Origin of the sequence: Paenibacillus sp. JQZ6Y-1 (assembly GCF_040719145.1) — a bacterium.
GTDB lineage: Bacteria > Bacillota > Bacilli > Paenibacillales > Paenibacillaceae > Saccharibacillus > Saccharibacillus kandeliae.
This window is the reverse complement of sequence record NZ_JBFDUZ010000005.1, coordinates 299042-323266: the sequence shown is the minus strand read 5'-3', so window position 1 is coordinate 323266 and position 24225 is coordinate 299042. Positions and strand designations below refer to the sequence as shown.

The window sequence follows — 24225 nt, the reverse complement described above, 5'->3', positions numbered from 1 at the left end:
AAAACGGTGACGAGCGATATGCAGCAGCAGAATAATCACGCTGTCATTTATCTGGATCATGCGGCTACTTCGTGGCCAAAGCCGCCAGCTGTATATGAGGCGGTAAAGCACGCATTGGAGCATGATTCAGCCAATCCGGGCAGAGGGAGCCATGCGATGGCAGTGCGCGCCAGTCGGGTTCTATTTCAATGTCGTCGTCAGCTAGCGTCACTGCTGGATGTGCGCAATCCGGTCGATATAGCTTTTACAGGCAATACGACATTGGCACTTAATATGGCGATCTTTGGTTATGTATTGCCGGGGGATCATGTCATTTCTACGATGACAGAGCATAATTCGGTTTGGCGACCGTTGGAGCATTTGAAACGAACAGCTGGTATACAGGTAAGCTATATTGCGGTGGATGAGCAAGGGCGTTTGGATTTGGCAGAAGTGGAGCGTGCCTTTACGTCAAAGACACGTCTGCTTGTGTGCAATCATAGCTCCAATTTGCTTGGCAGTATTTTGCCTGTGGATGAGCTATCACAGCTTGCACATCGTCATGGAGCTGCCATTCTGCTTGATCTGGCGCAAAGTGCAGGGCATATTCCGGTTCATTTGCAGCAGTGGGAGATTGATTTGGCTGCTTTTCCCGGTCATAAAGGATTGCTTGGACCGCAAGGAACAGGCGGGCTGTATATATCGCCCAAGCTGGAGCTGTCGCCGTGGATCTATGGCGGCACGGGAAGTCAGTCAGAGGAGCCAGATCAGCCATCTGTACGCCCAGATCGGTATGAAGCAGGGACGCCGAATACGCCTGGCATCGCAGGGCTAGCAGCCGGAGTATGGCATGTGCTAGAACAGACGGTAGAGCATATTGCAGAGCAGGAGCAGCAGCTGACAATGCAATTGCTGGATGGATTACAGCATATTGATGGTGTGCAGGTACTCGGTCCAGCGTTGGGTCAGCCGCGTACTGGTATCGTCTCGTTTACGATGCAGCAGCAGGATGCGGCACAGATTGCTTTTCGACTGGATCGTGAGTTTGGGATTGCGGTACGTGCGGGCATGCATTGTACGCCACTGGCCCATCGTGCAGTAGGTACGATAGAAACGGGTGCGGTGCGGACCAGCGTAGGATATGGATCGACGCCAGAGCATGTCGAACGTTTACTGGAAGCTATTCGGCATATCGGCAAATCGAACGAAAATCATGCGTAGAATTGCTATATTCATCTGGAATGTTACAAAATTGAGATGGAATCTGCGTATATATGCAAGTATAATGCTAAAGGGCTTATGGATCACGAAGTAGCTGCTTATTGCCTGATAGGAATGGCAGAAGTAGCACATCAATGGATGATTGACTATAGAACAGGTAAGGCACAGCCTATATAAAAAATACATGTGCCTCTTGCAGGATGCAGTTGGTTGGATGACAGACTGGATAGGCGATGCGAAGAAAGGACACGCATCTCTGACCAGCACGGTAATGAAATAAGAGGAGAGCGGACAACGATGGCGGAATTAAACAGTCTGGTTACAGAGCAATTATTTTTGATACTGGGAGTAATCGCTGCACTGGTACTCCTGCTGCTGATTATTGTAATGGTACAGGGCGCCAAACTGCGTAAAATGCGCAAACGTTATGAGATGATGATGGCAGGAAGCGGTGTCGAGGATCTGGAATCATTACTGCTGGATCTGAAGCTGCAAATGGATGCGATTGAAGATGGGGAAAAGCAAAAGAGTACCCGTTTTCAACAGATCGAGGACAAGCTGCACAAAGTGCAGGCATATACCGGCATCAAGCGCTACAATGCCTTTTCCGAGCACGGTAGCGATCTGAGCTTCTCGGTCGCGCTGCTGAATGACAATATGGATGGTCTGGTACTGACTGGCTTACACAACCGTGATAGCTCCTACGTGTACGCCAAGCCGATTACGAATGGTCAATCTACTTATAATCTGTCGCCGGAAGAACTGGAAGCTATCAGCCTAGCGCGCACATCGGCTAAAGGATGAGGTAACCAAGCGTCAGTCACAAGGATCACACAACGTATACGTTTTGGAAAAGAGAATCAAAACCGCCGCATAGTGGATGACAGACACCTTCTGTCCCCGTATACGGCGGTTTTTTGATAGAGTAAGATTGAATCTGCATCGGCAATCTGCTTACAATGGATATATTGAATTCATGATATGGCAGCATAGAAAGCATACAGACACGAATATAAAATACAATGATTAACGTGACAGTTCGTATCGGAAGGGGTAAAAGAAAAGATGGAGCACACTCTGGTCATGGCGTTTGATTCCACACAGCAGGCACTACGCGCGGAAATGCTGCTAGAATATGCGGATATTGAAAATGATATGTTTCCAACACCGAAGCAGATTACTGCCGGTTGTGCTTTATCATTGCAATTCCCGCAGCAGGAGCTGGATACGGTGCAGCAGATTATCCGGCAAGAGCAGGTGGAGATTCGGGGCATTTTTCGCCCGATTCCGAATGGCTATGAACCGATCGACTAATGCATCATGACATCACGACGTTCAAGGAGGACAATCAATGAATCTATTGCAAACGACATTGCAGCTATTTGCAGCACGCTGGTTAACGAATGATAATGCCGCAGACACAGCAGCAAAAGAAATCAGCGGCTTTACCGACAAATTTTGGACATGGCTCACCGATACGGGAATGTGGACCCAATTTGCCTTTTCGGCGATCCGTATCGTTCTAATTTTTATTCTGACAAGAGTAGCTATTAAACTGATCAACAAGGTGATCGAGCGTTCATTATCTGGGCGGGATAAAAGCAGGATTGCTACCAATCCACGTCGACTCGTTACGATTGGAGAATTGAGTAAAAACGTAATCTCCAGCGTGTTCAACTTTATTATGATCATGCTGATTCTGAACGAATTTGGATTTAATTTGGCACCGTTACTAGCAGGGGCTGGGGTTGCTGGTTTGGCAATCAGTTTTGGTGCGCAGAGTATTATCAAAGATATTATTACCGGATTCTTTATTATTTTTGAAGATCAATTTGCAGTAGGCGATGTGATTCAGACCGGTACATATAAAGGTACGGTACAGATGGTCGGTCTACGTACAACACGGTTGGTCAGCTGGAATGGTGAAGTAAATATCATTCCGAATGGTTCGATTATCAGTGTTACCAACTTCTCGTTATCCAATTCATTAGCGGTTGTTGATATCCCGATGAGTATGGATCGTTCCCTGGAAGATGCGCAGCAGCTAGTTCTGCGCGCAACACAAACGATGAAAACCGATCGCGATGAAGTGCTGGATGTACCAGAAGTACTCGGTATTCAGACGCTGACTACAGGTGAGTATTCCCTACGTATTATCGCTAAATGTCAGCCAAACTCGCGCGCCAATGTGGAGCGTGCCATTCATACAGCAGTGAAGCAGCAACTGGATGCGGATAAAGAAGAACAGCGTCTGGAAGAAGAGCGTAAAACCGCAGAAGAAGCGAAGCTTGCTGAGCGGGAAGCAGCGAATCAAGCAGCACCACAAACTGGTGTATTGAAAACAGAAGTGACCGAGAAGCGCGATCCTAACGAATCGAATGATTGATGCGGATAAGGAAATGATGCTATAAATAGCAGCGCCTACTCATGCCAAACGACCGGACAGCGAATATCAGCTGTCCGGTTTGTTGCGTAGAGAATGAGGTTCAATAGAAGAGGCTGATATTTTTATCCACAGTCCGCAAATGACAGAAAATCTGGTAAAATGGTTGTGGATAAACCATCGGTAGAAAGTAGTTTCTAATAAATCAAAGCATAAACAGCTACGGACAGATTGAAAAGAAGGAAAGGGTGGAGGTCATGGTGGAGCGCAAGCAGTTTCAACTGGGGGATATTGTGCAGATGAAAAAACCGCATCCCTGCGGTAGCAACGAGATGGAGATTATTCGCATGGGCATGGATATTCGTATCAAATGCGTAGGCTGCAAGCATAGCGTACTGGTACCACGGGCAAAATTTGAGAAAAACATGAAGAAGGTACTACGATCCGTAGCCGATCCTGAGCAAGCAACGTCATCGAGTGAATAATACAATGTAAGAAAGTTATCAACAGAGAAACCGCTTTATCAAGAAAATAGAGAAAATAAAAAGGTTATCCACAGTGGATAACCTTTTTTGCTATGTAGATAGCTGGGGATAAAGATAAAAGGATGCGTAGTGTACTGTAGTTGCACAAGAATAGATCATAGCGGATCATACGATGCTTGTACAGTGGTATATATCGGTATTGTTATATTGCTTAAGCGATTCAGTTAACAAATGTTCATCATTTTGCTTTGTGATTTCATTTGATCGGTTTGAGAGGGTAGTTTGCTCATACCTGAAGAATTCATACAAAACGTCATTGCCAAAAGGGGATAAACCCTATTAACAATGACGCATTTAAGTTTAGGGATTAGATCTGCTCTAGCACACCTTTAATCAGACCGACGAAAGTCGTTCTTACTTTGGCTGCTACCTCGATAACCTCATCATGACTGAGCGGTTGATCCAGAATGCCACAAGCCATATTAGTCAGACAGGAAATACCGAGCACCTGAATGCCGCCATGAACAGCAACAATCGCCTCCGGTACGGTCGACATACCAACTGCATCCGCACCGAGCGTACGAATCATACGGATTTCTGCTGGTGTTTCATACGCAGGACCGGTCCACCACGCATAGACACCTTGCTGCAATGATACATTTTGCTCTTGAGCGACCTGCAAAGCAATCTTGCGCAGCTCTGGATGATACGTTTGCGACAGATCAGGAAAACGAGTACCCAATTCCGCGTTATTTGGTCCGATCAACGGATTGTTGCCCACCAGATTGAGATGATCGGTAATCAGCATCAGCTCACCGGGTGCAAAACCAGTATTCACTGCGCCACACGCATTGGTGACGATCAACTGCTGTACACCGAGCGCCTTCATAATGCGCACAGGGAATGTAACTTCATCCAGTGTAAAGCCTTCATAATAGTGAAGACGTCCCTTCATGGCAACGACGGTTTTACCCATCAGTGTACCGATGACCAGCTCATTGGCATGACCAAAAGCACCGGAAGTCGCAAAATGCGGAATATTTTCATATGGAATAACCGTCGGATTCTCAATCTCATCCGCCAAACCGCCTAAGCCTGAACCGAGAATCATACCGATAGTCGGCGTTTGTTCTCCGGTTTGTTTTACAATGTAATCTCTAGCTTCCTGAATATGTTGCGTCTGATGCATAACGTGTATTCCCCCTGCGAAAGAAATAAAATCCGTACAGCCACAAGTGTATAGGACAGCGTGACACGTGTAAACGGACAATTCCTTCCAAATGAATTGTAAAAATATAAGTTTGCTCTATTGCCAACGGAAAAAGAATCAAGTATAATCAATTTTGTTGTAAATGGATCGCTTTCACAGCGGTACATGTTATACGGAGAGGTACCCAAGTGGTTATAAGGGGACTGACTCGAAATCAGTTAGGCGTCTTAGGGCGTGCGAGGGTTCGAATCCCTCTCTCTCCGCCATCCCATATTGATTGCTACATATATGATTCGTGACTAAGCTCTGTTGCAGACTCTGCGGCGGAGCTTTTTTATATGTTTTGGGCAAATACGCTATATTCTGGCGCATTCGCCTCTGTACAATACAATTATGGAAACATGGATGCGATGTAATAGTGAACTCTGCCATCCCCTTATCTCAATGAAGCAGACAGAATGATATGACAGATCAAGATGTGTAGTGACGACCCAATCCCAATTCGGTCAGCAGCTGACGATATGCGATGGACGTGCGGTCTGCGGGGATATGCGCTTCGGCAGTCAGATCAAGCGGCAGATCCTCTGGCGTTTGCGCCTCGACCATTGCACGGTCTTCCTCAAACACTTGCAGATTGAAGCGAATCGTATCCTCTGCCGGAACACTTTTATCAAAATTGCGGGAGATCGGGCAGAAAAGTCGAGTATAGCGCGCCGATACCGGAGATGCGCAGTTCAGAATCATCAGCTTGCCATCATCGGGAAAATGAACAGTCAGCGAAGCGGCGAATGGCGGGTATACGCGGAAGGCACGCAGCCACATAAAACCTTCCGGTGCCGGATTTTCTTGTCCTTTGCCGTAATTGCTCACCGTACTCCAATAATCGGCAAGCAGCACATTGCCATCACGTTTGACTTTGTATTGTGGAACTTCGGTATTGTTACGGTCGCCGAATGTCTCCGTGTGTACATAAGCAAAATGCGATACATCGAGGAATCCTTCCATTTGACGTCCAGACGAACCCGCAATATCAAAGCTTGGCGGTAAAACATTCACATAATCGGGATCATCCCAGCCGGAGAATTCTGGGATTTGCGGCTCGGTATGACCAGCTAGACATGTCCAGATCAGACCGTATTTTTCAATAGATGGATACATAATTAGCTTTAGCTTGGGCGAGATCTTGCTATCAGGGTGTGCGGGTACAGATGTGCAGGCACCCTCACAGTTATAGCGAAACCCGTGGTATGGGCATACAATCTCACCATGATCTACCCAGCCTAGACTAAGCGGTGCGCCGCGGTGAAAGCACAGGTCGCGTGCTACAACCACATCGTCGCCGCTACGATAGCAAACAAGCTTTACATCCAGCAGCTTCACACCAACAGGCTTCTCCTGAATGTCGTCAGCAATAGCAATGGGATACCAGTATTGCGACAATACATACCAGTCTTCCGGTGTAAATGTACAATCGCGAGGCAATTGATTTTGGGCAGCTTCAGCAGGGGATTTGGCACGTGTACTCATGATGATCACCTCATTAAAATGTTGGAAAACAGGAAATGGAATACAAATGTAGTAAGCATGATGATAAGGAAAACTGGTACAAACAAAGGATGCAAACACCAAAAATCCCAGACGACAAGTGGGTGATCAGCGATAGCAAACAAGCCTTTTCATGAGACCGGCAGTTACATACCGGCATAAGAAATAAGGCTGCATATGACATCCAGCACTGCACCATACGGTGCAAGATGCCAAAGTCATCATGCGTTTGCTTTCACAGATACACCCTCTTGTAGCCTGGGACAATTTACGGTTGCCTGGTCGAGACGCTCAAACCGATTAATGAGCTTATACAAAAAGACATGTTAATTTAAGTAACATTAAAGAAGATATACTCATCATACTTTGCAAGTGAAAGCTTTGTCAATGTGAGATTATATAAATTTTATAAGTGGAATTGGCTAAGTAATATCATTTTATCTTCCTGTATATAGAATATTTAATGCGATAAAGGAATGAACTATTAGATTAATGTTAAATAATATAACATTGAAATACAAGGGATTAGATTAGATTGTTGTAGAGTTCGCCATTTGGACTATAGCTTGAAGTGTGATTGGATAGGAAAGGATAAGATAAAATCATAGAAAGATATGCACTTTCCTATACAGCTAGCTACCATATCTGCGCTGAAATCACTCGTGTAAATAAATATAAAGTTTTCCTTGTAGAGCTTGTATATTTCTGGTACAATAATAGGGTTCGAGTTTCTGCTCGTTCCTTGCTCCTGGCATTGATCAGGGGCCTTAGTCCAAGAGGAGGTGAAAACTATGCGCAACTATGAAGTAATGTACATTCTGCGTCCAGAAATGGAACAGGAAGCGGTTGAAGCGTTGACTGAACGTTTCAAAGGCATCATTACAGCTGACGGTGAGATCACTAGCCATGATATCCAAGGCAAACGCCGTCTTGCGTATGAGATCAAGAAAATTCGTGATGGTATTTATGTTCTCGTGAACTTCGCAGCTACACCAGCTGTCGTTGCTGAGCTTGAGCGTATCATGAAAATTTCTGATGACGTAATCCGTTATCTGATCACTGTAGACGTTACAAAGTAAGTTTGAATTATGAATTGTAAACTCGTTTGAGGAGGGGATTGGATTGTTGAACCGTGTCATTTTGATCGGACGGTTGACCAAAGACCCGGAACTTCGCTACACACCTGCGGGTGTGGCTGTGACGCAGTTTACGCTGGCAGTGGATCGTCCTTTTACGAGCCAGGGTGGAGAGCGCGAAGCGGACTTTATTCCGGTCGTAACCTGGAGACAACTGGCAGAAACCTGCGCCAACTACTTGCGGAAAGGCCGCTTAACAGCGGTTGAAGGACGCATTCAAGTACGGAATTATGAGAATAACGAAGGTAAACGTGTCTACGTGACTGAAGTTATTGCTGATAATGTTCGTTTCCTGGAGTCCAACCGTGATGGCGGAAACAGCAATAGTGGAGGCAATCGTGAGGAAGCACCTTACGGCGGCGGTAACAATAGTAACCGCAGCAGCAATGGAAATAGCTACTCTCGTGACAATCAAGATCCATTTTCCGATGACGGTAAACCGATAGATATTTCCGATGATGATTTACCATTTTAAAGTAAGAAAGGAATGAATCAGATGAGCTTTAATAGACGTGAAAGCGGAGATGGCGAAGGCAGACGTCCAGGTGGACGCCGCGGTCGCAACAAACGCCGTAAAGTGTGTTATTTCACTGTAAACAAAATCACTCACATCGACTATAAAGATACGGACCTGCTTCGTAAATTTATCAGTGAGCGTGGTAAAATCTTGCCGCGTCGTGTGACTGGTACAAGTGCAAAATACCAACGTATGCTGACTACTGCGATTAAACGTTCCCGTCAAATCGCACTGCTGCCATACACTACTGAATAGTATTGCTTTTCTGCTTCGGCAGAAAGGTTCAAGCGTACAGTCTCTTTCCTCTTGCAGGAGAGAAGATTGTACGCTTTTTATATTGTCGTAACATAGTGGTGCATAGTTGGATTGCTGTATAATCCAGACAGTAATATATAATGCTTCATGTCGTACAAAATGATCCGTATAACGAGTAGTATGAAATAGTCTATACAACTGGAAATAAATACCCAGTATAGCTTCTTTTTTATTGATAATACTTGTATGCAAATAGTGTGTATGGATACGTTATCAATTCTGCAAACAACGAATAGTTATTATTTTGTATAAATAAATAGAGACACAGATTTAAATGATGAAATTGTGGTTATATCATATCCGTACTGATACAATCACTTACTTACTTATGCGCATGCTTTGACTTATACATAATGTGGCTGACGGAAGATCCGGAACTTCCCCATACCTTTGTATAACAAAAAATGGCTCGGTGGGAAAAGCAGATCATATCAGGTTTTTCAGGGCGATACGCAGGTTTGGCGAGGTTAATGGGAAGCATCGATTTCACTTTTTTGAACATAGATGTGATCCAAAATTGAACTTTGCCCGTTTATCCAATCATGGACGGCAAGACAAACAGAGAAAACCAAATTCACTTACAAAGGGAGCCTGAATAATGAAAATTCAAAAACTGATTGTACCTGTATTAAGTCTTTCCCTGCTTCTGCCTACAACCGGAGCTTTTGCCGCAACAACGACAACAGCAACACCAACGGTAAGCACGAAAGCTGCTGATCTGCGTGCAGGACTGGATTACCTGCTGTCCGAACACTTTGCACTGGCTGTTGTAGCGATGACAAAAGCCTACGAAGGTGCACCGGATGCGAAACAAGCCTACGATGCGCTGGATCAAAATGCGCTGGACATGCAGCCTGCGATTGAAGCCATTTATGGCAAAGCGGGTGCAGCGGAATTTGAACGTATCTTCCGTGCCCATAACAAATATACCGACAATCTGGTCAAAGCGACCAAAATGAACAATAAAGCGGCGATCAAAAAAGCCGAAGCACAAGTACAAGGCTTTGTAGACGAGTTCTCCAAATTCTTGGCGACTGCAACAGCTGGCAAACTGCCACAAAAAGCTGCTGCTGATGCACTGAGACTGCATGAGGATCAAGTACAAGATGTATTCGAAAAATATGTAGCTGGTGATTACACTGGTGCATACAAAGAGTACCGTGAAGGCTTTGACACAATGTTTACAGTAAGTAAAGCGCTCTCCGGCGCGATTGTGGCTCAATATCCTTCCAAATTCAACAACGGCACAGTAGATACGCCTGCGGCTGATCTGCGTTCCGCACTGAACCGTCTGGCAGCTGAGCACTTCGCACTGTCCGTTCTGCAAATGCAAAAGCAGTATAACGGCGAAAAAGACTCTTCTGCGCTGGTAAATGCTGAAGCAGCTAACACTGCTGCATTCAAAAAAGCAATCACATCAATCTACGGTGCTGCGGGTGGTCAACAATTCGAAACGATCTGGGTAACAAACCACATCAAAGCACAAAGCGACTATGTGACTGCACTGAAAAAAGGTGACAAAGAAGCACTGCAAGCCGTGAAGGATCGCATCACCATGTTCACGAAGGATTTTGCAACATTCTTGGGAACAGCAACAGCGAACAATCTGCCAGCATCTGCTGCTGAAAAAGCGCTGGTTACTCATGAAACACAAGTACAAAACGTCATCAACCAATATGCGAATAAACAATATGCTGCGGCATACAAAGCAGATCGTGAAGGCTTCAAAACAATGTTCGGTATCGGTGAAGCACTGGGCGGCGCGATTGTGAAGCAGTACCCTGATAAATTCAAAGCTGCTGCTCCAATGCCTGCAAAAACACCTGCGAAAACACCAGCTACTACTCCAGCAAACGCTGCAATGACTACGGTTTGGATGAAGCTGAACAGCAAAGAGCTGAAAATTAACAACAAAACAACAATGATGGATACAGAACCAGTAGTACGCAACAACACAACGTACATTCCACTGCGTTATCTGGCTGAAGGCATCGGCGCGAAAGTAGCTTGGAATAAAGCTGCTGGTCAAGTAACTGTAATGGCTGGTAAAGACACTATGAAATTCTGGGTTGGAAAAAACACCGTTGATGTAAACGGCAAAACACAAACACTGGAAGCAACTTCTATGGTGAACGGCGATGGCAGAACACTGGTGCCACTGCGTTCGATCACGGAGCTGCTGGGCTGGGATGTAAAATGGAACGAGTCCACTGGTGCAATCACGCTGACAAAAGCGAAATAATATCTATCCTCAAAAGAAGCACTATATTATAGAAGATTCTTTTTCGAGATGCTGTGCAGCTGACAAACGAAACGGTGTATGCTGCATAGCAACAAGGAGAGGATGTACAAACTTCCGGTCCATCGCGACCGGAAGTTTTTTGTATACATAGACGTGAAATTGCGTTGAACCCATACTTAATATAGAAGGAAATCGCAGAACAGAAAAGCGATGATCCCGCTTGTTATGCGTATCGTATAGAAAATTGGTTACTTTGATCCGTCATTTTCGTTGGTGAAAGTACAAGAAACAGTGTAAAATAATGTAATTGTGTCATAAGCTGTATCCAGCGTTTAATGAATGAAGAATATACGTCTGCTCGAAATGAGGAATGGGACAATGACAAAGAAGCAAAAGATTTGGTCTGGCATTGCAGCTGCCGTCGTGGTTTTGACGGCAAGCCTATTTATATGGTGGAAGCCAATTTCATTGGCAATGTTCGACTGGTTTGTTGCGGATCGAATTGAAACCCAGCTCCAGCAGACGTATCAGCCGATTCGTCAAACGGGCGGTGAACAGCAGGCAACGGAGCCAGAGGTTGTGATGACTGAGCCATTCTCGATGCTGCTGGTCGGCAGTGATCAGCGGGAGAATGAGAAGGCGCGCTCGGATACTCTGATGTACGCGGTCGTTCGTCCGCTGGATAACAAGGTACTGCTCATTTCCATTCCGCGTGATACGTATACCGAGATTATTGGGCGCGACCGGATGGACAAAATCAATCATGCCTACGCATTTGGCGGCATCGAGATGACGATGAATACGGTGGAGCATTTTTTGGATGAAAAGCTTACTTTCTACGCTTCGGTCAATTTTCAGGGATTGGTCAATGCGGTGGATGCACTGGGCGGTGTTCAATTGCCGATTGAAGAGGATATTGTGAACCGCGATCCGAATCATGAGCAATTTACGATTAAGGCAAACAAGCCGATCTATTCCGGTCAAGAGGCACTGTATTATGTGCGCTACCGCGAGGATAGCGATTTCCGTCGGACGAAGCGTCAGCAGATCTTTTTGCAGCAGATTGCTAGTCAGGCATTTCAATTGAAGCAGATTGATAAGGTTCCCGAGCTGCTGACTATTATGGGTGACAATTTTAAAACAGATATGCGACCAGATCAATTAACCGGTTTGGTGAGTCAATTGCTGCGCACTGGCGAGCCGGAAGTGAAAGCATTCACGATTGCAGGTGATGGCGAATATATTGATGGTGTATATTACGAAGTGCCAGATGAGAGTGAAGTGGAAGAAGCGAAGCAATTGATTGATGATTGGATGAGCAAGGACGGTCCTGATGCGGCGGAGCAGCCACCTTCTGGTAATGCTGCTGACGGAGATACCGAAACGACCATTCAGCAGTCCGAAGTACGTTAATTGGATGACTAGCTTTATTGTGGACTGGTTATCGCTTAAAATAGAAGAGAAGCATCGTCAACACCTGTATGACGCCAATCCATGAATCATACTATGCTGCCATCGGTGCAGCAGGTCGTAATACGACGAGGAGGAAGGTTTTTTCATGAATATCGCGTTTTTTCTGCTGCCGAAGCAGGAGGTCGTTTGCGTTACCCTTAATTCGACGCTACGCCAGACGCTCGAACGGATGGAATATCATCGCTATACCTCCATTCCGATGCTCGACAAGGACGGGAAATATGTAGGTACGATCACAGAAGGAGATCTGCTCTGGTTTATGCGAAGCTCCGGTGGCAGAGTTACTTTTGAGAACGCTTCTAAATTTCTATTGTCCGAAATTCCGCTCAAGCGGGATGACAAGCCGGTATCGATCGATGCCAATATGGAAGACCTGATCAATTTGGCCAAGGTACAGAACTTTGTGCCGGTTGTCGATGATATGAATCGGTTTATCGGCATTGTACGCCGTAGTCAGATTATTGAATACTGTGAACAGTTCGTTCGCGGCGGCGAATATGCGCCGGAACGCAACCGTATGTCCGGCATCTAAATCTGCTCCGGTCGCTGTACAAATCCGTGCGTGATCCTCGGCGTCTATGCTATAATGATGAGTAAATCTTTTTTAGCGAGGCCGACAATTTGTGCGTAAGAGGTGAATCGTTTGAAACTGCGCTGGACATCCGTAGCATGGAGCGTTGCTTATCTGCTTCTGCTGCTATCCCTAATAACATCTGTAAGAGTCATCGGTATGCTATTTCTAATCGTGCCCGTCGTTGTGCTGTATTCAACTTTGACCCTGCGCCAATTTATCATGCATCTGATTCCCGTATGGTTAATCGCGTTGATTATTGCCGGACAGGCAGGGCTATTCCTGCCGATTCTAGGAGTATTCTTTATGATCCCGGGAATCGTTATGGGCAGGATGTATAAAAAGTACCAGCCTGCGCTTAAAGTGATATTTGCCGGTGGTCTGACAACATTGCTGGAATTGCTCGTGCTGCTGTTGATTGCGACAGCTGGGTTCCATTTCAGCCTTGGACAGTACGTGCGGGATGTGATTCAGATTTCCGTTGCGCCCCTTCAGGCGATGGCGGATGTGAATCCCAATCTGAGCGATGTGCTGACACCGGAGTACATTATCGGGCTAAGCAATTACACGCTTACGCTAGTTCCCAGTGCGCTGATTATCGCGTCCTTTACGATGGCGATCATTACGCATGCGGTGGCACGTCCACTGCTGGAAAGTATGAACTATTCTGTGCCGCGACTGAAGCCGGCACGCGATTGGAGATTGCCACGGTCGCTGATCTGGTATTATCTGATCGCGGTATTTCTGGAGTTTATCGCACGCTCGAATATGACCGGTGTGCTGGCGGCGATTGTGCTGAACTTTATGCCGCTTGTGCATCTCGCCTTTACCATCCAGACGATCGGATTTGTGTATTTCTGGGCCAGTCAACGGAAATGGGGCTCGTTCCTGCCGTTTATTCTGGCGATCGTCGTCGTGCTGATTCCGCCACTGCGGATTATCGGGATTATTGATCTGGCTTTCCCGCTCCGCGAGTATATTACGAGAACGAAACGGTAAGGGTGATAAAGGATGCCTAATTTTTTGCTAAACCGCTGGCACGGTTATCGGTCGGTATGGGCATCGCTGCTCATGCTGGTTCTAGTTGTCATGGTGTCATGGTTCAACTGGATCGTAGGTCTGGTAGCGCTGTGTGCGGTCATCGTGTTCGCAGCGGTGCTGGTGCGTTCGGAGCTTGCGTTCAGGCGGGAGCTAGATGAGTATATCGCCGGTCTGTCGTTTCGGATTCGACGTGTCGAGGAGGAAGCGGTCAGCACGCTTCCGTTCGGTCTGGTTTTGTATGATAATAAATTTTCGATTGAATGGCATAATCGTTATATCGCTGGTTTGTTTGGCCGCAAAACGCTGGTCGGCACACCGCTGGACGAATGCTTTCATGATTTTCAGGAACAGTATAAAAAGGCTAGAGACAGCCGCAAAGAAGCTGCACGCGAGAAGGAAGCGATCAAGGAAGTTCGCTTTGAGCTGGAGCATGATGCACGCACGTTGGAATGTATCGTGCTGCCGGATGAGCGGTTGATCTATGTGCAGGATATTACTGAGTTTGCGAATTTGCGTGATCGCCATGAGGAAGAACGCTTGGCGGTCGGCGTCGTGCTGCTGGATAACTTTGACGAGGCTTCCCAAGGCATGGACGATCAACAGCGCACCAGTCTGATTGCACGCGTGGCTACACGCATCACAGACTGGGCGAAGCATTATCAGATCTATGTGCGCCGTCTATCATCAGAGCGCTATCTGCTGCTGCTGAATCAGAAATCGCTGCGCGAGCTAGAGCAGAGCCGGTTTGTCATTTTGGACGAAATTCGCGAAATGACTGCTGATCTGAAAGTGCCGCTGACACTTAGTATCGGTGTTGGCTTTGGTACAGAAACGATCAGCGAGCTGGGCGAACTGGCACAATCCAGTCTGGATATGGCGCTTGGACGCGGTGGCGATCAGGCGGCAGTCAAGGCGGATCAGCGTTTGTCGTTCTACGGCGGCAAATCGAATGCGATTGAGAAACGGACACGTGTACGCGCACGGGTTATCGCCCATGCGCTGCGTGATCTGATGCTGGATAGTGACCAAGTGCTGGTCATGGGTCACAAAATTCCAGACATGGACGTCATCGGCGCATGTATCGGTGTGCTCAAGGCTGCCGATATGTACGAGGTTGAAGCGTACATTGTGCTGGATGGCGTTAATCCGTCGATTGAACGCATGATGGAGCGCATTTCCAATGATGAGCGTTTGTCGGTGCATTTCATTACACCGGAAGAAGCGCTCAATATTATGACCGAGCAGACGCTGATGATCGTGGTCGATACGCATAAGGCGTCGATGACGATTGAACCGAAGCTGGTGGAGCGAGCGCGCCGCGTAGTGGTGGTGGATCACCATCGCCGCGGTGAGGAGTTTATTAACGATGCGGTGCTGGTGTATCTGGAGCCGTATGCGTCATCTACCTGCGAATTGGTCACAGAGCTGCTGCAATATATTCATGACAAGGTACAATTCACCACGCTGGAAGCGACATCGCTATTGGCAGGTATTACGGTCGATACGAAGCATTTTGCCCTGCATACGGGTTCGCGTACCTTTGAGGCGGCAGGCTTCCTACGCCGCAATGGAGCCGATACGGTGATGGTTCAGCAGATGATGAAGGAAGAATTGTCTGAATATATTGCCAAAGCGGAGATTATTAAGCAAACGCGCATTATCCACGATCATATTGCACTGGCAGTTACGTCTCCGGGCGAAAAGGTGCCGCAGTTGCTCATTGCACAGGTCGCGGATTCGCTGTTAAATATGAGTAATGTCCATGCTTCGTTTGTGATTAGCGAACGTGTGGATGGCCTGATCGGCATCAGTGCTCGCTCGCTCGGCAAGATGAATGTACAGGTCGTGATGGAACGATTGGGCGGTGGCGGTCATTTGACCAATGCGGCTGTTCAACTCGACGGTACGGCTGCCGAAGCGGAAACGCGGCTGTTGCAAGTATTGGATCAAATGAATGAGGAAGAGGGGTTATTTGAATGAAAGTCATTTTGCTAAAAGATGTTAAAGGAACTGGTAAAAAAGGGGATATCAAAGAGGTATCCGACGGCTACGCACAAAACTTCCTGATCAAAAATGGTCATGCCAAACCGGCAACTGGTGGTAACGTGAAGATTCTGGAAAACCAAACCGCTGCGGTTGAGCGTCAAAAACAGGAAGAAAAAGAAGCAGCGCAAGCTCTGGGTAAAACGCTGGAAGAACTTACTGTTCAGCTGAAAGCGAAATCCGGCGAAGGCGGTCGTCTGTTCGGCGCGATTACGAGCAAACAGATTGCTGAAGCACTGTCCAAACAGGGACACAAGATCGACAAACGCAAAATCGAACTGGATGAGCCAATCCGTACACTGGGCGTGACCCAAGTATCCGTGAAGCTGCATCCCGAAGTGAAGGCGACGCTCAAAGTTCAGGTCACTGAGGAGTAATCATGGGCGGCGATATGTTTTACGATCGGGTCCCACCGCAGAATCTAGAGGCGGAACAAGCCGTTCTAGGTGCCATTTTACTGCAAGCTGAAGCGCTGATTAGCGTGATGGAGCGCGTAGATACAGAAGATTTTTACGACAAATCGCACCAACTGATCTACGATGCGATGGTAAATCTGGGGGAAGAAAATCAGCCGATCGACTTGATTACATTGACATCATTGCTGCAAGATCGTTCGCAGCTGGAAGATATCGGCGGCGTTAGCTATTTGGCGAAGCTTGCCAATGCAGTGCCGACCGCAGCTAACGTAGATTATTACGCACAGATCATCGAAGAGAAATCGATGCTGCGCCGTCTGATCCGTACCGCAACGCAGATCGTCAGCGAAGGCTATACTGGTGGCGAAGATGTCGGCAGTATGCTCGGCGATGCGGAGCGCAAGATTCTAGAAATCTCCAACCGTCGTACAGGCAGTGGCTTTATCGCCATTCGTGATGTGCTGATGGAAGTGTTTGAGAAAGTGGAAACACTGAGCGAGAACAGCGGCAACACGACGGGGATTCCGACAGGCTTTATCGATCTGGATAAAATGACGGCTGGTTTCCAGCGCAGTGACTTGATCATCGTGGCGGCGCGTCCGTCCGTTGGTAAAACGGCGTTTGCACTGAATATCGCGCAAAACGTCGCGGTGCGTGCCAAAGAAACAGTTGCCATCTTCAGTCTGGAGATGTCGGCAGCACAGCTTGTACAGCGTATGATCTGTGCCGAAGCGAATCTGGATGCAAGTGTGATGCGTACCGGTGATTTCAAAGAAGAGGACTGGATGAAGCTGACGATGGGCATTGCATCGTTGTCGGAATCAGAAATCTATATCGACGATACACCGGGTATCATGGTATCCGAGATTCGTGCCAAATGCCGTCGTCTGCAAAAGGAAAAAGGTCTGGGTATGATCGTAATCGACTACCTACAGCTGATCTCCGGTCGCGGCAAAGCGGGCGAAAACCGTCAGCAGGAAGTATCCGAAATCTCGCGTACCTTGAAACAGATTGCGCGTGAGCTGCATGTACCAGTAATCGCACTGTCGCAGCTCAGTCGTGGTGTCGAGCAACGTCAGGACAAACGTCCGATGATGTCCGACTTGCGGGAATCCGGCTCGATTGAGCAGGATGCCGATATCGTATCGTTCCTGTACCGCGATGACTACTACAACCAAGAAACCGAGAAAAAGAACATCATCGAGATCATTATCGCCAAACAGCGTAACGGTCCGGTGGGTACGGTCGAACTGGTCTTTTTGAAAAACTTCAACAAATTCGTCAACTACGAGCGTGTCCAATCGGATATGTTCGCTGGATAGAAGGTCATAACTGCAACAGATGACAGCTGCATCGTATATAGGCAGTTGATCGTTACTTTGCATGATCTCAAACACAAAAAGCCTCTTTTCACTCGGTTCATCGCCGGGAGAAAAGAGGCTTTTTTGCATGGTTCCATAATTAGGCGCGGCTATTCATCTCGGCTCGATTGATACGACCTGGGATACCGTCGCGAAGCAGCCAGAAGTGAAACATATATTCAAAGATCCCAATAATAACGACTGGCAGCAATATCTCATAGTACGACATTGTCCAACCAGTCAGCGCTACGGCTGCCCATAGCACAAGATAGGAAAGCACGGCATCGGATATGGTCGCGATGGTATTGTTTGTCGCTGGTAGGATAAACATGTCGCCAACGACGTAAGCAATCGCTCCTAATACGAGTGCTGTCACTAGTGATCCCCAGAAGCCTGCGTTACTGAGGAACATAAGTGAAGCGATAACAACCAGTCCGTTTACGATCATTTTGGAAGCAATCTTGTCCATCATTTGCACCTCCTTTATCAGCTATTTCTTCGTGATGTAATAATGTGCCTGAATTAGTTGCATATTAATTCTAAAAAATATGCCTTTGTGTGCATGAAGGATAAACCGCGGTTAAGTATTTATAAACCAATACGGTCTCGATAAACAATTAAAACCATATTTTACATAATAATTTTAATACAAGGGAGGTTGAAGTTAATTTTCATTGAGATGAATCCCCCCATTGGAACGGACGAAGTGCCGGAGCTAAGAGCAACAATCGGATGGGAACGACGAGATGATGACTATCCATTACTGCTGGAGCGATGCTTATTTTATGCGGGCTGTCGGGACGAGCAACATCGGTTGGTTGCGTTCGCGTATATATGCGGGACGGGCTTGCAGCATGCCTATCTGGAGGATGTGATGGTTCATCCAGATGTGCAGCGGCATGGTATTGGCGTCCGATTGGTACAAGCTTTGCTGAACGAGGCAGCACAGCGACAGATAGAGATCGTCACCGTGTCATTTACGGAACAACATGCTTCATTTTACGAAAAATGCGGTTTTACCATAGGCAAAGGTGGCGTTTGGCGAAATGAGTGAATCATTTCCGAACAATGATAATTTTCAATCCTGTAATTGTTCGCGTTTCATTTGACTTTGAAAAAGTGTCCTGTTACACTGTAAATGCTGCGGTAAAGCGCAATCGTGTTATTGGATGTAAGTATCCTGTCAGTTCAGGAGCTTCGCCAATCCCTTACCGCACGGGGATGAACTTCCGCCCGCGAAACGGTTTGTATGCCTGCAATTTGCCCGACCGTTCCTCGCAAGGAGGTTTTATGCTGTGCTGTTGCCGCGCCGACGGTTGGACTAGATGCAATCGTCATCTTTTTCAAAAGAGGTTCAGATTCGGCGGTTATACGGAACAGGCAGCGCAAATATACGGTGTACATACACCTACGGAGGAATGAATCATGTCAACTGTAGTCGTTGTGGGAACACAATGGGGAGACGAAGGCAAAGGTAAAATTACCGACTATCTTTCGGAGAGCGCGGACGTTGTAGCTCGTTATCAAGGTGGTAACAACGCGGGACATACAATTTTAATCAATGAGAAAAAATATAAATTAACGATGGTGCCATCCGGCATTTTCTACGAAGACAAAGCATGCGTGATCGGTAACGGTATGGTTATCAATCCGGCTGCACTGATCGACGAGATCAACTATGTGCACGAAAACGGCTTTTCTACCAAAAACCTGACCATCAGTGATCGTGCGCACGTGATTTTGCCATATCATATGGTACTCGACCTGTTGGAAGAAGAACGCAAAGGTCCGAACAAAATCGGTACAACTGGTAAAGGGATCGGTCCTTGCTACATGGATAAAGCTTCCCGTGTCGGCATTCGTATCGCCGATCTGATGGACGCCGAAGAGTTCGAGCAAAAGCTGCGCCATCTGGTCAAAGAGAAAAACCAAGTTATCACCCAAGTATACGGTGGTCAACCAGTCGACGTGGAGCAGATCCTGTCCGACTATCTTGGGTATGCCGAGAAGCTGCGTCAGTATGTAAAAGACACATCCGTTGTCCTGAACGACGCAATCGACGAAGGCAAAAAAGTACTGTTTGAAGGCGCACAAGGCGTGATGCTGGACATCGACCAAGGTACGTATCCATTCGTAACCTCGTCCAACCCGTCCGCAGGCGGTGTCTGCATCGGTTCCGGTGTAGGTCCGGCACGCATTCAGCAGGTAATCGGTGTCGCCAAAGCCTACACGACTCGTGTTGGTGATGGTCCATTCCCAACTGAGCTGCATGACGAAATCGGTCATGAAATCCGCGAAAAAGGTCATGAATATGGCACCGTTACTGGTCGTCCGCGTCGTGTCGGCTGGTTCGATACGGTTGTCGTTCGTCACGCTCGTCGCGTAAGTGGGATCACAGGTCTGTCTCTGAACTCGCTGGACGTACTGACAGGTCTGGATACTGTAAAAATCTGCACCGGTTACAAATATCGTGGCGAATTCATCACCCACTACCCTGCTAGCCTGAAACATCTGGCAGAATGTGAAGCAGTATATGAAGAAATGCCGGGCTGGAGCGAAGACATTACTGGCGTGAAAACGCTGGATGAGCTGCCGGAAACGACTCGCAACTATGTAAACCGCGTATCCGAGCTGACTGGTATCCCAATCGCGATCTTCTCCGTTGGTCGCAACCGTGAGCAAACAAATCAAGTTGCTCCGATTTACGGATAAAAGGCACGAAAAGCTATACAGTATAGCGAATTCGCCGGGCTGCATTCCACGCAGCCCGGTTTTTTGTGTTGGAATGAAGGAAAGGGATTGGATTCGAGCGTTTCTGAAATGGTTATCCCGAATTGCCAGCGGGAATGATATCGGACATAGGCAGTTGAAGGAAGGATGTAGCATGTATTGAACTACGCAGCAAGATCATACGAAAATAAGAAGCAATGTTGCTGCTGTAGCTGCTCTTTTCAAACACACTCTGCCGAAACTGTTACAGTATTTTCTAGTTACTGTTCAGTCAGATGAGTCGTTGCATATCTTATCCTATTCGTTATTCCATGCTAACTTGCTGCAAAGAACGCATTGTCATGACTGAAACTGGATTTCTTTGAAAACAGCAGAGTATGAATATTGTCCAATTTTGACCTTTTGTATACTTTCTCGGATGGCACTGTTATATGAATTGTAAAGTTGAAAGTTTTGTAGGGATTATGGTAAAGTAAACGGGGAGTTAGAAAGGTTAATTTTTTGATACTTTTATATGACAATTTTTAATAATTTATATAGCATTTGACCTTATAGCTTCTTACCTTCCGTTGCAGCATCCGTCATGGTACGGGTGCTTATTCGGCAGGCAATCAAGCGATCTATAACGTATAGTCAGCATATTTACATCCATATCTGCAAATGAAAAATAATGAAATTCAGGAATGAACAGCAAAAGGAGACGGTCATGAAAGGTTTGAAAGGTAAACGGGAAGCGGACCAGCAGGCTGTATCACAGCAAGCGTCCCAGGCTGAACAGCATCATCCAGATCAGCCATCCGTCGGGGAACAGGACACTCAATCACAAAACTGGTATACATTGACCGTGGATTCGATCCGTCAGGGGAAAAACAAGATGCGTCGCCGTTTGTTGGTGGCAATCGGTGGCGTTGTTGTCGCTGGTGGACTTGTTTTGGCGGGTACGCATTACGTCACTGCGAATACCATTCCGTATTATGTGGTATCAGTAAAAGGGCAGGAAATTGGCAGTATTTTAAATAAATCCGATCTGGATAAGCTCTTTACTGAGAAACGAACGGCGTATCAGAAAAAATATCCAGATGCGACGATGGTATTGAACACCAATGGCATTACCACTACAGAGCAAAAGGCATACAAAGCACAGGTGGATTCCGCTAGCACGCTCAAGCAGTTAGATGGAATGCTGACCGCTTATGCCAAAGGTGTGGAAGTGGTCGTTGGCGATAAAACGGTAGGTGTGGTCAAAGATCAGAAAACGATCGATGCCGCGCTCAAGCTCGTTGAGAAAACCTATACGCAAAAAGCCGAAGCCGCTGCTGCTAACCTGAGCAAAACGTCGGTACAAAAGATGGCAAAAAGCTATGCGTACAGCAAAAAGGTTAATAAGCTGGAATCCGTTAAAATCAACGAAAACGTTACATCCAACGAAATTAAAGCGAATCCGCAAAAGCTACTGAGCAGCAAGCAACTTGCCAAAGTGATGCTGACTGGTGTGGAAGCACCGCTAACGTATACGGTACAAGAAGGCGATACGATCAGCTCGATCGCGTCTTCTTATGATATTTCACAAAAAGAAATTTTCAGCAATAACCCGGATGTGAAGGAAACATCGCTGCAAATCGGCGATGAATTGACACTTACCGTACCGCAACCGCCGATTACCGTAACGACAGTAGAGGATTATTCTGAGCAGGTTGTAACCGAACCCGCTGTAGAAATCCGTAAAAGCGACGATATGCGTGCAGGCGAATCCAAAGTCATTTCCTCCGGCAGCAAGGGTCTCAAACGCATTAACTACCGTGTGAGCAAAGCCAATGGTCAGGTGCTGCGCGAAGAATGGGTCAGCCAAGAAGTTATCAAGGAATCTTCACCCAAAATCATCATCAAAGGCACCAAAGTCGTTGTCGGCGAAGGTAGCGGTAACTTTATCTGGCCAGTGAGTGGCGCAACCGTGACTAGTCCGTACGGTCAACGCTGGGGACATATCCACAAAGGTATCGACCTCGTTGGCAGCTCATCCGTCATGTCCGCTGATGATGGTGTCGTCACTTATGCAGGCACGATGACCGGCTACGGCAACGTGATCGTCATCGACCATCGTAACGGCTACGAAACGCTGTATGGTCATTTGAGCCAAATCGATGTCAGCACCGGAACCGTCGTGGAGCAAGGCCAACATATCGGCGTCATGGGCAATACCGGTAGATCTACCGGCACCCACCTCCACTTCGAAATCCACAGCGGCGGCGCCCTCCAAAACCCACTCTCTTACCTGCGTTAATAGCAGTAGTAATGGTGAGTTTGGATGACTACCGCAATGAACGTTCCACTAAAAGCCATATGCTCGTATGTTCAAATACAAACAGCATAAGCAAACAGCAAAACCAATGCACAACGAAATCTTACCAGCAGACATGCAATGTTATCATAACCCATGCCTGCTTCCATACCCAAGCAGCTTTGCCATCTCAATCGGCAAAGCTGCTTTTTGCGTTACATCCTTCAACTGATATAAATACCACTGAGCGGAGGGAAGGGAATGGGGAAAAGGACGACTTACAGTGTTTGTGATTTTCAAACACGTGGTTCAATGAAAAGTGATTTTTGCGAATGCAAAATATCTTACTTCTTTGGAGGGGCGGGAATCTATCCTCCTTCCTAATTCATAGATTCCCGCGGCTCCACCTGAGGACGTTCCCCATCCTTTCCCAGAGCGGAGTTCCGTTTACCCCCATATCATCAAATCCCAACTCCAAGCAAGAACCTCCCCCACGAATATGTTACACTAAATACATCAAAGTCATTATGAGGTGAATCCAGCCATGCAGGGAAAAATTCTGGTCGTTGATGATGAACAACCGATTGCAGATATTCTAAAATTCAATCTCGAAAAAGAAGGCTATGAAGTCATCTGTGCCTTTGACGGCATTAGTGCGGTGGAGCAGGCATTTGCCGAGGAGCCGGATCTGATGCTGCTAGACCTGATGCTGCCCGGCAAGGATGGAATGGATGTGTGCCGCGAAGTGCGCACTCGGCTGGATATGCCGATCATTATGCTGACTGCCAAGGACGCCGAGATCGACAAGGTGCTTGGTTTGGAACTGGGCGCTGATGATTACGTCACCAAGCCATTCAGTACGCGTGAGCTGCTTGCCCGTGTCAAAGCCCATATGCGGCGTCAGCAGAAAAAAGCGCCTGCCGCTATAGCAGTCAGCGTACCGGAAGAAGAAGAGAACAAAAATGGACTGAGTCTGTTCGGTCTGTTTATTGATACAGATATGTATATGGTGTACAAGGACGGCGAACCGCTCGACTTGACCCATCGTGAATATGAGTTGGTGTATTATATGGCAAAAAATGCGGGCCGAGTGATGACCCGCGAGCATTTGTTGCAGGCGGTTTGGGGATTTGAATATTTTGGGGATGTGCGTACCGTTGATGTGACGATTCGCCGCCTGCGCGAGAAGATTGAGGACGATCCGAGCAAGCCGGAGTATATTTTGACGCGGCGCGGACTTGGCTATATGATGCGCAGTCCCAAAGCGGGAGGCATGTAA

Annotated in this window: 22 protein-coding genes, 1 tRNA gene and 1 riboswitch; of the genes, 20 read left to right on the top strand and 3 right to left on the bottom strand. The window is 47.0% G+C overall.

Features of this window, described 5'->3' with window-relative positions:
• The first annotated feature begins 18 nt into the window (after nt 1-18).
• From ABXR35_RS21445 to ABXR35_RS21425, 5 genes are all read left to right on the top strand, one after another.
• Nucleotides 19-1200, top strand: a complete 1182-nt coding sequence (locus ABXR35_RS21445; protein WP_367064128.1) for an aminotransferase class V-fold PLP-dependent enzyme — start codon at nt 19-21, stop codon at nt 1198-1200.
• Nucleotides 1201-1497: 297 nt separating this feature from the next.
• Nucleotides 1498-2004 (top strand): DUF4446 family protein, encoded by a 507-nt coding sequence (locus tag ABXR35_RS21440; RefSeq protein WP_367064101.1) that lies wholly within the window; start codon nt 1498-1500, stop codon nt 2002-2004.
• Between the two features lie 261 nt (nt 2005-2265).
• Nucleotides 2266-2514, top strand: a complete 249-nt coding sequence (locus ABXR35_RS21435) for a putative Se/S carrier protein (protein ID WP_367064100.1) — start codon at nt 2266-2268, stop codon at nt 2512-2514.
• Between the two features lie 37 nt (nt 2515-2551).
• A complete protein-coding gene (locus tag ABXR35_RS21430; RefSeq protein WP_367064099.1) occupies nt 2552-3586 on the top strand; it encodes a mechanosensitive ion channel family protein in 1035 nt (344 codons plus the stop codon).
• Between the two features lie 257 nt (nt 3587-3843).
• Nucleotides 3844-4068 carry a DUF951 domain-containing protein gene (locus ABXR35_RS21425; protein WP_367064127.1) on the top strand — a complete coding sequence of 75 codons (225 nt, stop codon included), beginning with the start codon at nt 3844-3846 and terminating at the stop codon, nt 4066-4068.
• Between the two features lie 367 nt (nt 4069-4435).
• On the opposite strand, the gene ABXR35_RS21420 is transcribed toward ABXR35_RS21425, so the two are convergent.
• Entirely contained in the window at nt 4436-5257 is an 822-nt protein-coding gene (locus tag ABXR35_RS21420) for a purine-nucleoside phosphorylase (protein WP_367064098.1), read from the bottom strand.
• Between the two features lie 195 nt (nt 5258-5452).
• Between ABXR35_RS21420 and ABXR35_RS21415 the strand changes: the two genes are divergently transcribed.
• A tRNA-Ser gene (locus ABXR35_RS21415) sits at nt 5453-5544 on the top strand.
• Between the two features lie 205 nt (nt 5545-5749).
• Here the strand turns inward: ABXR35_RS21415 and ABXR35_RS21410 are convergent.
• Nucleotides 5750-6805 carry a Rieske 2Fe-2S domain-containing protein gene (locus ABXR35_RS21410; RefSeq protein WP_367064097.1) on the bottom strand — a complete coding sequence of 352 codons (1056 nt, stop codon included), beginning with the start codon at nt 6803-6805 and terminating at the stop codon, nt 5750-5752.
• Between the two features lie 252 nt (nt 6806-7057).
• A riboswitch (purine riboswitch) is annotated at nt 7058-7160 on the bottom strand.
• 454 nt (nt 7161-7614) lie between these two features.
• Here ABXR35_RS21410 and rpsF point away from each other — a divergent pair.
• The 10 genes from rpsF to dnaB all read left to right on the top strand — a co-directional run bounded on the left by rpsF (nt 7615) and on the right by dnaB (nt 17899).
• Nucleotides 7615-7902 (top strand): 30S ribosomal protein S6, encoded by a 288-nt coding sequence (gene rpsF / locus ABXR35_RS21405; protein ID WP_367064096.1) that lies wholly within the window; start codon nt 7615-7617, stop codon nt 7900-7902.
• A gap of 43 nt (nt 7903-7945) precedes the next feature.
• On the top strand, nt 7946-8434 hold the full coding sequence (gene ssb, locus ABXR35_RS21400) for a single-stranded DNA-binding protein (protein WP_367064095.1): 489 nt from the start codon (nt 7946-7948) through the stop codon (nt 8432-8434).
• Between the two features lie 21 nt (nt 8435-8455).
• Complete coding sequence (rpsR, locus tag ABXR35_RS21395) at nt 8456-8731, top strand: 30S ribosomal protein S18 (RefSeq protein WP_188778322.1); 276 nt, start codon at nt 8456-8458, stop codon at nt 8729-8731.
• A 658-nt stretch (nt 8732-9389) separates the two neighbouring features.
• Nucleotides 9390-11033 (top strand): copper amine oxidase N-terminal domain-containing protein, encoded by a 1644-nt coding sequence (locus ABXR35_RS21390; RefSeq protein ID WP_367064093.1) that lies wholly within the window; start codon nt 9390-9392, stop codon nt 11031-11033.
• Between the two features lie 378 nt (nt 11034-11411).
• A complete protein-coding gene (locus ABXR35_RS21385) occupies nt 11412-12446 on the top strand; it encodes an LCP family protein (RefSeq protein ID WP_367064092.1) in 1035 nt (344 codons plus the stop codon).
• A 145-nt stretch (nt 12447-12591) separates the two neighbouring features.
• Nucleotides 12592-13038 (top strand): CBS domain-containing protein, encoded by a 447-nt coding sequence (locus ABXR35_RS21380; protein WP_367064091.1) that lies wholly within the window; start codon nt 12592-12594, stop codon nt 13036-13038.
• Nucleotides 13039-13149: 111 nt separating this feature from the next.
• On the top strand, nt 13150-14076 hold the full coding sequence (locus tag ABXR35_RS21375; RefSeq protein WP_367064090.1) for a DUF2232 domain-containing protein: 927 nt from the start codon (nt 13150-13152) through the stop codon (nt 14074-14076).
• A 12-nt stretch (nt 14077-14088) separates the two neighbouring features.
• The gene (locus ABXR35_RS21370) at nt 14089-16098 is read left to right on the top strand and encodes a DHH family phosphoesterase (protein ID WP_367064088.1); all 2010 of its coding nucleotides are present in this window, start codon (nt 14089-14091) and stop codon (nt 16096-16098) included.
• Nucleotides 16095-16538 carry a 50S ribosomal protein L9 gene (gene rplI / locus ABXR35_RS21365; RefSeq protein WP_367064087.1) on the top strand — a complete coding sequence of 148 codons (444 nt, stop codon included), beginning with the start codon at nt 16095-16097 and terminating at the stop codon, nt 16536-16538. The genes ABXR35_RS21370 and rplI overlap by 4 nt, the downstream gene beginning before the upstream one ends.
• 2 nt (nt 16539-16540) lie before the next feature.
• The gene (dnaB, locus tag ABXR35_RS21360; protein ID WP_367064086.1) at nt 16541-17899 is read left to right on the top strand and encodes a replicative DNA helicase; all 1359 of its coding nucleotides are present in this window, start codon (nt 16541-16543) and stop codon (nt 17897-17899) included.
• 139 nt (nt 17900-18038) lie between these two features.
• Here the strand turns inward: dnaB and ABXR35_RS21355 are convergent, their stop codons facing one another.
• Nucleotides 18039-18410 (bottom strand): DUF2512 family protein, encoded by a 372-nt coding sequence (locus tag ABXR35_RS21355; RefSeq protein ID WP_367064085.1) that lies wholly within the window; start codon nt 18408-18410, stop codon nt 18039-18041.
• 186 nt (nt 18411-18596) lie between these two features.
• Here ABXR35_RS21355 and ABXR35_RS21350 point away from each other — a divergent pair, with 186 nt between their 5' ends.
• The 4 genes from ABXR35_RS21350 (at nt 18597) to yycF (ending at nt 24225) form a co-directional block, all read left to right on the top strand.
• On the top strand, nt 18597-18992 hold the full coding sequence (locus ABXR35_RS21350; RefSeq protein WP_367064084.1) for a GNAT family N-acetyltransferase: 396 nt from the start codon (nt 18597-18599) through the stop codon (nt 18990-18992).
• A 371-nt stretch (nt 18993-19363) separates the two neighbouring features.
• A complete protein-coding gene (locus tag ABXR35_RS21345; RefSeq protein ID WP_367064083.1) occupies nt 19364-20650 on the top strand; it encodes an adenylosuccinate synthase in 1287 nt (428 codons plus the stop codon).
• 724 nt (nt 20651-21374) lie between these two features.
• Nucleotides 21375-22949: a peptidoglycan DD-metalloendopeptidase family protein gene (locus ABXR35_RS21340; RefSeq protein ID WP_367064082.1), complete on the top strand. Its 1575-nt coding sequence runs from the start codon at nt 21375-21377 to the stop codon at nt 22947-22949.
• A gap of 541 nt (nt 22950-23490) precedes the next feature.
• On the top strand, nt 23491-24225 hold the full coding sequence (gene yycF / locus ABXR35_RS21335) for a response regulator YycF (protein ID WP_367064081.1): 735 nt from the start codon (nt 23491-23493) through the stop codon (nt 24223-24225).